The 12290-nt window shown below is 28.7% G+C and carries 10 protein-coding genes and 1 pseudogene; 6 read left to right on the top strand and 5 right to left on the bottom strand.

From position 1 onward, the window contains the following. The first annotated feature begins 131 nt into the window (after positions 1-131). The 6 genes from BUA90_RS03615 to BUA90_RS03590 all read left to right on the top strand — a co-directional run bounded on the left by BUA90_RS03615 (position 132) and on the right by BUA90_RS03590 (position 8886). A complete protein-coding gene (locus BUA90_RS03615; protein ID WP_094756710.1) occupies positions 132-1565 on the top strand; it encodes a sigma-54 interaction domain-containing protein in 1434 nt (477 codons plus the stop codon). Positions 1566-1768: 203 nt separating this feature from the next. Next, positions 1769-3271 (top strand): alkaline phosphatase, encoded by a 1503-nt coding sequence (locus BUA90_RS03610; protein ID WP_072966031.1) that lies wholly within the window; start codon positions 1769-1771, stop codon positions 3269-3271. Between the two features lie 90 nt (positions 3272-3361). Further along, the gene (locus BUA90_RS03605; protein ID WP_072966030.1) at positions 3362-4558 is read left to right on the top strand and encodes a YibE/F family protein; all 1197 of its coding nucleotides are present in this window, start codon (positions 3362-3364) and stop codon (positions 4556-4558) included. 212 nt (positions 4559-4770) lie between these two features. Then, positions 4771-6996, top strand: a complete 2226-nt coding sequence (pflB, locus tag BUA90_RS03600) for a formate C-acetyltransferase (RefSeq protein ID WP_094756709.1) — start codon at positions 4771-4773, stop codon at positions 6994-6996. Between the two features lie 38 nt (positions 6997-7034). Further along, on the top strand, positions 7035-7760 hold the full coding sequence (pflA, locus tag BUA90_RS03595) for a pyruvate formate-lyase-activating protein (protein ID WP_072966029.1): 726 nt from the start codon (positions 7035-7037) through the stop codon (positions 7758-7760). A gap of 157 nt (positions 7761-7917) precedes the next feature. After that, positions 7918-8886 (top strand): D-cysteine desulfhydrase family protein, encoded by a 969-nt coding sequence (locus tag BUA90_RS03590; RefSeq protein WP_072966028.1) that lies wholly within the window; start codon positions 7918-7920, stop codon positions 8884-8886. A 77-nt stretch (positions 8887-8963) separates the two neighbouring features. Here BUA90_RS03590 and BUA90_RS12805 read toward each other — a convergent pair. The 5 genes and pseudogenes from BUA90_RS12805 to BUA90_RS12690 form a co-directional block, all read right to left on the bottom strand. Beyond that, a pseudogene (locus tag BUA90_RS12805) lies at positions 8964-9341 on the bottom strand (manganese catalase family protein); the annotation flags it as partial. A 30-nt stretch (positions 9342-9371) separates the two neighbouring features. Next, positions 9372-10916, bottom strand: coding sequence for a recombinase family protein (locus BUA90_RS03580; RefSeq protein WP_072966096.1), 1545 nt, complete (start codon positions 10914-10916; stop codon positions 9372-9374). A 108-nt stretch (positions 10917-11024) separates the two neighbouring features. After that, positions 11025-11831 (bottom strand): DUF6414 family protein, encoded by an 807-nt coding sequence (locus BUA90_RS03575; RefSeq protein ID WP_072966027.1) that lies wholly within the window; start codon positions 11829-11831, stop codon positions 11025-11027. Continuing rightward, a complete protein-coding gene (locus BUA90_RS12365; protein WP_159429991.1) occupies positions 11792-11932 on the bottom strand; it encodes a hypothetical protein in 141 nt (46 codons plus the stop codon). The genes BUA90_RS03575 and BUA90_RS12365 overlap by 40 nt, the downstream gene beginning before the upstream one ends. A 225-nt stretch (positions 11933-12157) precedes the next feature. Continuing rightward, on the bottom strand, positions 12158-12286 hold the full coding sequence (locus tag BUA90_RS12690) for a hypothetical protein (protein ID WP_278301879.1): 129 nt from the start codon (positions 12284-12286) through the stop codon (positions 12158-12160). Between the last annotated feature and the right edge of the window lie 4 nt (positions 12287-12290).

The following is a 12290-nucleotide window of genomic DNA, read 5'->3' as shown; positions in this document are numbered from 1 at the left end:
TATCGGCTTGATAAGGGGTTTTAATTTATTTTTTAAAACAGTTTTGTTTTGTGATATACTTATATTTGAAGTAAATGTTATTTTTTTAACGCAGAAAAGATTGTATTAATTAATCATGATGGGGTGGGAAAATGGAAGCGTACTACAAGGGTTTAAAGAAAAATATTTGCGATTGCGATGTAAAAAACAATTTAGACAAAGTAGATGAAGAAAAAAATTATTTTGATATTTTAAATACTATTTTAGATACAGTTAATGAATGGTTAGTTGTTACAGATGATAAAGGAATTATTACTATGATGAGCAGAGCATACAAAGAATTTTTAAAAGATCCAAATCCTGAAGGAAAGCATGTAACAGAAGTTATTGAAAATACAAGACTTCATAAGGTATTAGAAACGGGAGTTAGAGAAGTTGGTGAAATTCAGGAAATAAAAGGCAATCGAATGATAGCTATGCGAATACCTATTATCAAAGATGGTAAAGTCATTGGAGCAGTTGGTAAAGGTATGTTTAAAGATATAAGTGACTTTATGACATTAAGTAAAAAAATAAATAGATTGGAAAAAGAATTAGAATATTACAAAGGGGAGTTAAATAAAGAGAAAACAGCAAAATATTCTTTTGAACATATAGTAGGAAGTGGCAAAAAGATTACTGATATAAAAAAGATGGCACAAAAAATTGCAAAAACAGATTCAAATGTTTTAATACTAGGTGAAAGTGGTACGGGAAAAGAGTTATTGGCTCATTCAATCCATAATGCTAGTAATAGAAGATTTGGGCCATTTATAAGAATAAATTGTGCTGCAATACCTAGTGAACTACTTGAATCAGAATTATTTGGATATGATGAGGGAGCTTTTACAGGGGCTAAAAAAGGTGGCAAAAAGGGAAAATTTGAACTTGCTAATGGAGGTACTATATTACTTGATGAAATAGGAGATATGTCAATGCACATGCAGGCAAAACTTCTTAGGGTAATTCAAGAAAAAGAAGTTGAAAGACTGGGTGGAAATAAGCGAATAAGTTTAGATGTACGAATTATTGCTTCTACAAATATGGATTTAGAAAAATTAGTTAAAGAAAAAAAGTTTAGAGAAGACCTTTATTATAGACTTAATGTAATAACTATTAAGCTTCCACCACTTAGAGAAAGAAAAGAAGATATAGAAGAACTTGCAAATGCTTTGAGAATAAAAGTTTCAAATAGGTTGGGAATTTATGTAGAAGGTATTTCAAGTGAGGCATTAAGATATTTAAAAGCGTATGATTGGCCGGGAAATATAAGAGAACTTGAAAATGTAATAGAAAGAGCAATTAATCTTTTAGATTCTGATTTAATAATACAGCCAAAACATTTGCCAAAGAGATTAAGGCAAAATAAAAAAATTAGTTATCTAGATACAAAAAAGACATTAAAAGATATTATTGAAGAAATAGAAAAGAATGTAATAAGAGAGTGTCTTGAAAAAACAAACGGAAATAAAAACAAGGCTGCTAAAATATTAGGTCTTAGTAGAACGGGATTATATAAAAAATTAGAAAGGTATAATATTAAATAGCATAAGACAGATAATACAAAAATTTAAGAAAATTTTAAACAAATAAAAGAAGGGATATTTATTTTTCTATAGAATAGTGTAAAAATGAAAAATATTATATGAAAATTTAATTATATATAACATTAATTTAATATTAATTTAATAAAAATAGTATATTTATTATTAATATATAATAATATTTTTAAAAAGGAGGAGAATTGAAAATGTTTAAGAGGAACAGTTTTTTTTCAAAGCTATTTTTAGCAGTATTAATTGTTACTTTGGTAGCTGCTAATGGTATTGTAGGCTTTAAAGATGGAACAAATTTATTTAAGCCAGCCATAGCTGAAGCAGCTACAGTAGAAAAAGCTCCAAAGTATGTATTTTACTTTATAGGTGATGGATTAGGTGCTGCACAAAGACAAATTGCAGAGTATTTTTTACAAGAAAAAACAGGAGATAAATCGGCTAAGTTATTAATTAATCAATTACCTGTTGCTGGAATTAATACTACATATTCTGCAAGTTCATTAGTAACTGATTCAGCAGCAGCTGGAACAGCACTTGCTACAGGACACAAGACTAATAATGGCATAATATCAAAATTGCCAGATGGTACAGATATAAAAACTCTTGTTGAAGCAGCTGAGGAAAAAGGAATGGCTACAGGTATAGCTACTACAACGAGATTAACTCATGCGACACCAGCAGTATTTGCTTCACATAATGAAAGTAGAAGTAATGAGAATGAAATAGCAGTTGATTTTTTAGATAGCAATGTTGAGTTTTTTGCAGGTGGTGGAGCTAGACATTTCTTACCACAAGGCTGGGTTGATGATATGCCAAGTATGAATGGTTCAAAGAGAAAAGATAACAGAAATTTATTAAAAGAATTTGCTGATAAAGGATATAAGATATTTTATGGAAAAGAACAATCTGATAAATTTAGAAATTATAAGCCAAAAGGACAAGAAAAGGTATTAGCTACATTTACATTATCTCATTTACCATATGAAATTGATAGAATTCATGATACAAATAATCAAGTTCCAAGCTTAGCAGAAATAACTAAAAAGGGAATAGAAGTTTTATCAAAATATCCTAATGGTTTCTTCTTTATGATAGAAGGTGGAAGAATAGACCATGCCTGTCATACAAATGATGCTGTTGGTGCTATACATGATATTTTAGCATTTGATGCTGCTGTTAAAGAGGCATATAAATTCTATAAAGAACATCCAGATGAAACTTTAATTGTAGTTGTTGGAGACCATGAAACTGGTGGTATGGGATTAGGATTTTCTAAAAATTATTATTTAAAATTAAATGAACTTCTTGATGTTAAAGCTTCTGTTGGAGATGTATTAGCTAAAAAATATAATGGAGATAGAGACGCATATTTTAAATATATAGCAGAAAATTTTGGTTTGGATAATTTAACAGAAAAAGAAAAAGCAGAAATTATTAAAGCTATGGATTTAGTAGATAAAAAAGCTGAATATGATGTTGCAAAATATGGACCATCTTATTATAATCCTGTAGCTGTAGCTACAACTCATGTAATTTCAAAAAGAGCAAATATAGAATGGACTACTTTTGCACATTCAGGAACATCAATACCTATGTCAGCAGTTGGCGTTGGTTCAGAGAAATTTACAGGTTTTAAAGATAATACAGAGATAGCAAGAACTTTAGCAAGTATAATGGGTGTGGAGCTTTCAAAATAAAATATATTGTACAATTCAATATTTATCAAGATAGCCGGGGTTATATCCTGGCTATTTTGTATTATAATTTACTGTATGGGGTGAATTTTGATGAAAAAAGCTATGCCTATATTATTTACTATAGGGTTGATACTATTTATAATTGTTATGGCAAATATAAATGATTTAAGTTTAGAAAATAAAAATAATAATTTATTTGAAGTTAAAGCTGTTGTTTTAAAAACTGATGATTCTGAAATGGTTCAATCGGGAATAGCTAAAATAGGCTTTCAATCATTAATAGTAGAAATTAAAAATGGGAAATATAAAGGTAAGAAATTAGAAGCAGTAAATCAATTAGTAGGAAAACTTGATTTTGATAATTATTATAAAGTAGGAGATAAAATAATAGTTGGCATATTAGAAGAGGATGGTAAAATAAAAGGAGTTAAAGCTATTGATATTTATAGACAAAATTGGCAACTGCTTTTATTTGCAGTTTTTGTACTTTGTTTAATTTTGTATGCTAGATTTACAGGACTTAAAGCATTGTTCTCATTTATGGCTAGTTTATTTATTATATGGAAAATTTTAATTCCAGCTTTGCTAAAAGGGAAAGAACCTTTACTTGTTAGTTCAATGGTACTGACATTATTGACAGCTATTATAATATTTTCTGTAGCTGGATTTACAAAAAAAGGAATAGCAGCATTTGTTGGAACAATGTGTGGTTTGTTTGTTACAATAGGTATAACAATATTTTTTGGAAATAAGTTGGCACTTCATGGAATGACTTCACCTTTTGCAGAAACACTTGTATTTAGTGGACATCTTGATCTCAACATGAAACATATTTTTTATGCTGCTATTATAATTGGTGCTTCAGGAGCTGCAATGGATATAGCTATGGATGTTGCAGCTTCTATAGAAGAAATCAAAATTAAAAAGCCTGACATACAGACAAAAGAGTTAATTCAATCAGGTTTTAATATTGGTAGAGCTGTGATTGGTACAATGACAACTACTCTTTTATTAGCTTATTCTGGAGGATATTTAACTTTGCTTATGTTATTTATGACTAAAAATTCAAGTTTTATTAGAATAATAAACTTAAAAATTGTAAGTGCAGAAATAATGAGGACTCTTGTAGGTAGTATCGGATTAGTTTTAGTAGCGCCTATTACAGCTGTGGTTGCGGGATGGATTTTTACAATTGAATTTGAAAAAACATTTAAAGATAAAAAGAGAGAACAAGAAGATATACTACTTGAAAAATCTGAAATAATGACAGATTTAGATAAAAAATAATTACTGATAATTAAAGTTACTTAAACTTTATATTCTACGTTTAAATAAAGAATTAGGAAAGTTAAGTTTTTGTAATTGTAAATTTTAAATAGATTCTTGATTTATTTATTAAAACAAAGTATAATGTTTGTAACAAATACTGTATACAATATACAGTATTTATTAAAATAGACATACATCTATAAATTAAGAAAAAGGATGTGAGCTATATTATGAAAGAATGGCAAGGTTTTAAAAAAGGAAAATGGATAAGTGAAATAGATGTTAGAGATTTTATACAAAAAAATTATACTCCATATGAAGGTGATGAAAGTTTTTTAGTTGGTCCTACAGATAGGACAAAAGACCTTTGGAATAAAGTATTAGATTTAATGAAGAAAGAAAGAGAAAAAGGTATTTTAGATGTAGAAACTAAAAAAGTATCAGCAATAAATTCTCATAATCCGGGATATATAGATAAAGATTTAGAACAAATAGTTGGGCTTCAGACAGATAAGCCACTTAAAAGGGGTATTATGCCGTTTGGAGGGCTTAGAGTAGTAAAAAAAGCATTAGATGCTTATGGATATGAACTTGATAAAGGGACAGAAGAGGTATTTTTAAAATACAGAAAGACTCATAATGACGGTGTTTTTGATGTTTATACAGATGAAATGAGAAGAGCTAGAAGTTCTGGAGTAATTACAGGACTGCCTGATGCATATGGACGTGGTAGAATTATAGGAGATTACAGAAGAGTTGCTTTATATGGTGTAGATAGATTAATAGAAGATAAAGTAGAAGAGAAAAAACAACTTGAAATGGATTATATGGAATCTCATGTTGTACAACTTAGAGAAGAAATAGCAGAACAAATAAAAGCTTTACATGAACTCAAGGAAATGGCAAAGTCATATGGTTATGATATATCAAGACCTGCATCAAATGCAAAAGAAGCAATACAGTGGACTTATTTTGCATATCTTGCAGCTATCAAAGAACAAGATGGTGCAGCTATGTCAATAGGTCGTGTATCTACTTTTCTTGATATTTATATAGAAAGAGATTTAAAGAATGGTTTAATTACAGAAGAGGAAGCTCAAGAATTAATAGATCATTTTGTAATGAAACTAAGAATGGTTCGCTTTTTAAGAACTCCAGAATATAATCAATTGTTTTCAGGAGACCCTACGTGGGTGACAGAAGCTATAGGTGGTATGGGTATAGATGGTAGGACTTTAGTATCAAAAACTAGTTATCGTATGCTTCATACTCTTTATAATCTTGGACCTGCACCAGAACCTAACTTAACTATTTTGTGGTCAACAAGATTACCAGAAAGCTTTAAAAAATATTGTGCAAAAGTTTCTATAGATACGAGTTCAATACAATATGAAAATGATGACTTAATGAGAGAGTGGTATGGAGATGATTATGGTATAGCTTGTTGTGTATCAGCAATGAGAATTGGTAAACAGATGCAGTTTTTTGGTGCTCGTGCAAATTTAGCAAAAGCATTATTATATGCTATAAATGGTGGAAAAGATGAAAAGACAGGAATTCAAGTTGGACCAGAGTTTGCTCCTATAACTTCAGAATATCTTGATTATGATGAGGTAATGAGAAAATTTGATCAAGTAATGGATTGGCTAGCTAAGCTGTATATTAATACTTTAAATATAATTCACTATATGCATGACAAATATGCTTATGAAAGACTGCAAATGGCACTTCATGATAAAGATATTCTAAGAACGTCTGCTTGTGGTATTGCAGGGCTTTCTGTTGTTGCAGATTCGCTATCTGCTATAAAATATGCAAAGGTTAAAGTTATTAGAAATGAGGAAGGATTAGCGGTAGATTATGAAGTAGAAGGAGATTATCCTGCTTTTGGAAATAATGATGATAGAGTAGATAGTATTGCCGTGGAAATAGTTAAAAACTTTATGAATAAATTACGTAAACATAAGACATATAGAGATTCTATACCTACACTTTCAATATTAACTATTACTTCTAATGTTGTATACGGTAAGAAAACTGGAAGTACACCAGATGGAAGAAAAATTGGAGAGCCATTTGCACCGGGAGCAAATCCAATGCATGGAAGAGATAAAAAAGGAGCTATAGCATCTATGTCTTCAGTTGCAAAGCTACCATATGAACATGCTGAAGATGGAATATCATATACATTTTCAATTGTTCCTAAAGCTCTTGGAAGGGATATAGAGGAGAGAATTAAGAATCTTGTAGGAATACTTGATGGATATTTTAATGATACAGGACATCATATAAATGTAAATGTTTTAGATAAGGAAACTCTATTAGATGCTATGGAACATCCTGAAAAGTATCCTCAATTGACTATACGTGTGTCAGGGTATGCAGTTAATTTTATCAAATTAACAAGAGAACAGCAGTTAGATGTTATTAAAAGAACATTCCATGAACATTTTTAAGCTTTTTAAAATACTTTGTGTATAAAAGTGGTGTTAATATGAAGGGAAGAATTCATTCGGTTGAAACGTGTGGGACGTTAGATGGACCGGGTATTCGTTTTATAATTTTTATGCAGGGATGTCCACTAAGATGTCAATATTGTCATAATCCAGATACATGGAAAATAGAAGATGGTAAAGAAGTTACTGTTAATGAGATTATGGAAGAAGTTGTAAAATACAAGTCATATATGAAATTTTCGGGGGGCGGAATAACAGTTAGTGGTGGAGAACCATTAATACAATCTAATTTTGTATTAGAGTTGTTTAAGAAATGTAAAGAGGAAGGTATTCATACTGCATTAGATACATCTGGATGTATAAAGCTTGAGAATGTAAAAGAAGTTTTAAACTATACGGATTTAGTTCTTTTAGATATTAAGTTTTTTGATGAGGTAAAATATAAAGAAATAACTGGAGGAAATTTAGAGCTTACTATAAAATTTGCAAAATATCTTTCTTTAATAAATAAGCCTATGTGGGTAAGGTATGTCTTAGTTCCCAATTTAACTGATGATTTAGATATTATTGAAGAAATGGCAGAGTTTTTGTCGACATTAAAAAGTTTAGAAAAAGTAGAGATTTTGCCTTTTCATAAGATGGGAGAATACAAATGGGAAAAATTAGGATATGATTATAGGCTTAAAAAAACTAAAGCCCCTACAAAAGAAATTATAGAAAAAGTCAAATCAGTGTTTAAAAAACATGGTTTAAATGTAAAATAAAAATCACAGGAATTTTCCTGTGATTTTTATTTTACATAATAATGATTGTTTCAGTAATTAACAAATAAAAAATTTAAAGCTGTACATATTCTAGAGGATTATTTAAATATTTAAAGAATATATATAAAAGGATAATTAAATGTAAAGGGGGATGCTGATGTATAAAATAAGTAATTTTAAAAGAAAAAAATTAGGTATTTTTCCTACTCCTTTTAAGAAATTACAAAATTTGAGTTCCAAATTTAATGTAAATTTATTTATAAAAAGAGATGATTTATCAGGAGTGGGAGTTGGAGGAAATAAAATTAGAAAGTTAGAGTTTCTTTTAGCCGATGCTATTGATAAGGGATGTGATACAGTCATAACTATAGGTGGTGCTCAATCTAACCATGCTATGCTTACAGCTGCTTCTTGTAGAAAATTACATTTAGAACCTATTTTAGTATTGAAGAAAAGAGGAGTTACAGATACAAAAGGTAATTTATTACTAAATAATATTTTAGATGCTAAGATATATTTTATTGATACTGATTCTACTAGTGAAGTATATGATGAAGCTATAAAGTTATCAGAGGAGTTAATGAAAAAAGGTAAAAAGCCATATGTAATACCAATGGGAGGTTCAAACATTTTAGGGACTTTGGGATACATAAATTGTGCATTTGAATTATTTAAACAGGCAGATGAAATCGGAGTTAATATAGACCATATTGTTTGTGCATCTGGCTCAGGTGGAACACAAGGAGGTATTATAGCTGGAGTTAAATTATTGGATAAAAAAACAAAAGTAACTGGTGTAATGGTTTCACCTGAAAAAGATTTTGAAAAGAAAATCAGTAATTTAGTTAATGGGGCTCTTAAGCTATTAGAAAGTGATATTTGTATAAATGAAAAAGAAGTAGTATTAAAAGATTATGTTGGACCGGGATATGCTATTCCATCTGAAATTGGTACACAAGCTATAAAACTACTTGCAAAAAATGAAGGAATAATTCTAGACCCTGTGTATACAGGAAAGGCATTTGGAGGATTAATTGATTTGATAGAAAGAGGTTATATAAGAGAAAATGAAAATGTAGTTTTTATTCATACAGGAGGAATACCCGGATTATTTGCAATACATTAGTATTAATAATAAAGGAGAGTTTATTAAGACTCTCCTTTGCTAATTCAAACTATATATTTTATTATTTTTTTGTAAGTTTAAAAAATATGTTTAGAATTCAAATAATCTTCTACTTTAACTAATGCTTCTCCAAAACGCTGAAAATGTATTATTTCTCTTTGATGAAGGAATTTGAGGGCATCGGTTACGCCTGGGTCATCTGAAAGTTTTATAAGAGTTTCATAGGTAGCTCTAGCTTTTTGTTCAGCAGCTAAATCTTCATATAAATTAGCTATTGGGTCTTCTTTTGATTGTATGAAAGTTGCTGTCCATGCATAACCTGCTGCATTATGAGGAAATGGATTTCTACCATGACTTACGAAATGAGCTTCAAATGGTGTTCCCTTTATTTTTTCTATGGGAGCATCTTTAACTAATTTCCATACGATTGTTCCTATTATTTCCCAATGAGCTAATTCTTCTGTACCACCATGTTATCAGTAAAATTATTCAGGTAATTTAGGATATAAATCTAAAGTAAAATCATCTATTTTATTGCTCCAACGCCCACCTTCTTTTTTTATATAGATTGCTTTGTCTATTACTTCTTTAAGCAGTTCATTTTTTTCTTTAGCAGATTTTAATTTCCAATATAATTCAATTACTCTTTCAATTTTAGGGATTAAAATCTTTTTGTTTTTTTCTGTAATATAAATTTTATTTAGTTTTTCTTCTAATTCTTTTTTATTAGTTTTAACAATATTAATCTTGTCATTTATAATTTTTGACCTTTCTAAGAATGTTTCAACAGAATATACTCCTTGTTCTAATAAATCATGTAAACTATTAGATTGTTTATTTAGAGTTTCTAATTCCTTATCAAGATTTTTTATAGATTTTTTTATTATGTCTATTTCTAAATTACTTTCTTGTTTTTTTTCTTTAGAAGCTAAGTCTAATTTATAATTATTTAACCATGCTTCTAATACGTTGAGTAATTTTTTTTCAACTAAATATAAATGAGAGCTTACATTTGTGCAAGTAGGACCGACACACATTAGAGTATCAGGATAATTTTTATAAGGTCTACGGTTCATTTTTCTACCACATATACCGCAAACAATTAACCCAGCAAGTGGATTTTTAGTGACATATCTAGTTGGAATTGGAAGAGTTGGATTTTCTGATAAATATTTTTGTGCAAGATTAAATGTATCATCATCAATTATTGCTTCATGTAAACCATCAACTAATATCCAATCTTTTTTATTAGCACGTGGACGTTTTTTTATTATTTCTCCATTTACTACTTGCTTTATTTGAGGACGAGAATTCCAACGAATTTTGCCTATATAAACAGGATTAGATAGTATACCCCTAATTGTAGAAGTAGTCCAATCTCCACCTTTTCTAGTAGGAATTTTCATTTCATTTAGTTTACGAGCTATGATAGATACACCAATTCTATTAGAGCTTGTATACCAATCATATATCAATTTAACTATTTTTGCTTCATTAGGAATTATTTCTAATGTATATCCTTTCTGTTTTTCTAATCTTTTTCTTTTATATCCATAAGGAGCTATAGTTCCTAAATATTTTCCTTCTTTAACTGATTCTATTCTACCTCTTTGTAATCTCCTATTGATCGTTTTATATTCTCTTCTTGACATGAATAATCCAAATTCAAAATATTCTTCATCGAATTCATTTTGAGGGTCATATATTTTCATTGGTGTAATAATCTTGGTGTTAGTATATTTGAAAGCTTGTGCGACTATACCTTGGTCAATAGTATCTCCACGTGCTAAACGTTCTACTTCTACTACAAATACACCTTCCCACATACCGTTTTCTATATCGGTTAGCAGTCGCTGCATAACAGGTCTAGCTGATATAGTTTCTCCAGATACAATTTCTCTATAGATTTTAGTAATATTTATTTTCATTTTTTTTGCTAAATCAAACAAAATTTTTTCATGTCTTTTTAAAGTTTCACCTTCTCCTCGAGCTTCTGCTTCTATATCGGCTCTTGATTTTCTTAAATACATACAATACAATTTAGACTTCCTTTCTATATCATATATTATGATAATATAATTATATTATTTGCAAGAAAAAAATAAAAGCTACTCGAAAGTAGCTTTAGATATATAATATTAATATATTACATTTTTATAAATAACAACAGGAATTATTGCGTATTCAGGACCATCAGAATTAATAAATTCATTTAATAAAGTAGATAATTCGTCAGTAGCTTGTCTATACATAGATTTCGAAGTGAAAGTATAATTATTTTTATTTCTCTTTGTTATTATTCCTATCATTTCCCATTCTCCTGGGAGTGTACTTCCAAATACTTTTAGAAGATCAGTAGACTTGTATGTTAGATATTCTTCTTTTATTAGCCCAATTATATTTTCATTATATGAAGTTTTAATTTCAAGCTCAATACCTTTTGGGATTAAATTAAAAGTTTCTTTAATAAGCTTATATAAATTATATTTTTTATTTTTTTTATGAGGAAAATCTAAAGGTGTTTTTAACTCTTCTAACAATCCTAGTGATTCCATGATAGGCAATGCATTTTGTATTGCATCTAAATTTCTTATTTTTATAGACCCTTTTAGCTTAATAAGTTGTCCATTTTCATATTCTTCTAATGATTTTTCTTCAAGATTATTAGACAATTCATTAAATAAATCAATAATTTTTGAATCATGAGGGTCTATATTATGTTCAATTGCTTGAGAATTCATGTCATTAGTATTTTTAGCAGCATTAAAAACCTTTAATTCAGAACTTAACTCAGTGCTTACTGCTATTTCAGAACTACTAGATTTATTAATACCAATTAAATTTCCACTAAACACTTGAGAATAAAAAGAGTTAATCATTTCAATATCTTTATACATAAAATAAATCAAAGGAATTTTATTTCCTTTTTCGTAATATTCCCCCATTTGTTCCACTCCTTGTTAAATTCCTTTTCGAGTTCTGTTTTTTTGTTAATAGCTTTCTTTTGATTTTTTAATACTGATTTAATAAGTTTAGTTTTATTCATAATAATCTCTCCCGCAACATAATATTTATATCTATATTATATCATATTGGGGAAAGCTTAAACTGGATAATTTAAAAATATTCTAATATTTCCATATGCATCCAAACTAAATTTACCACCTCCTTTTTAAATCGAATTATACAATGTTTTGCATGTCAAAATCCTAAAAAACTTGTCGAATTACAGAAAAAATAAAAGCTACTCGAAAGTAGCTTTGAAATTAAATTAGTTACCAAAGGCTTTAGCCATTTCTATTAAATTTCCAGTAATTGCATTTGCTAAATCTTCATCAGCTTTTATTATCCAAGAATTATCTTGTTTTACAAGATGTATATTCACATTCTTTTTAACCATATTT

Source organism: Caminicella sporogenes DSM 14501, assembly GCF_900142285.1.
GTDB lineage: Bacteria > Bacillota > Clostridia > Peptostreptococcales > Caminicellaceae > Caminicella > Caminicella sporogenes.
Note: the sequence above shows the minus strand (reverse complement) of the source record. Positions and strands in the feature narration are given on the sequence as shown.

What these genes read in the sequence shown, in the direction of transcription:
- BUA90_RS12690 (WP_278301879.1), bottom strand. Translation starts at nt 12,286, where the DNA reads ATGGTTAAAAAGAATGTGAATATACATCTTGTAAAACAAGATAATTCT.
- BUA90_RS03575 (WP_072966027.1), bottom strand. Translation starts at nt 11,831, where the DNA reads ATGGGGGAATATTACGAAAAAGGAAATAAAATTCCTTTGATTTATTTT.
- pflB (WP_094756709.1), top strand. Translation starts at nt 4,771, where the DNA reads ATGAAAGAATGGCAAGGTTTTAAAAAAGGAAAATGGATAAGTGAAATA.
- BUA90_RS03580 (WP_072966096.1), bottom strand. Translation starts at nt 10,916, where the DNA reads ATGTATTTAAGAAAATCAAGAGCCGATATAGAAGCAGAAGCTCGAGGA.
- BUA90_RS03610 (WP_072966031.1), top strand. Translation starts at nt 1,769, where the DNA reads ATGTTTAAGAGGAACAGTTTTTTTTCAAAGCTATTTTTAGCAGTATTA.
- BUA90_RS03590 (WP_072966028.1), top strand. Translation starts at nt 7,918, where the DNA reads ATGTATAAAATAAGTAATTTTAAAAGAAAAAAATTAGGTATTTTTCCT.
- BUA90_RS03615 (WP_094756710.1), top strand. Translation starts at nt 132, where the DNA reads ATGGAAGCGTACTACAAGGGTTTAAAGAAAAATATTTGCGATTGCGAT.
- BUA90_RS03605 (WP_072966030.1), top strand. Translation starts at nt 3,362, where the DNA reads ATGAAAAAAGCTATGCCTATATTATTTACTATAGGGTTGATACTATTT.
- BUA90_RS12365 (WP_159429991.1), bottom strand. Translation starts at nt 11,932, where the DNA reads ATGAATAAAACTAAACTTATTAAATCAGTATTAAAAAATCAAAAGAAA.
- pflA (WP_072966029.1), top strand. Translation starts at nt 7,035, where the DNA reads ATGAAGGGAAGAATTCATTCGGTTGAAACGTGTGGGACGTTAGATGGA.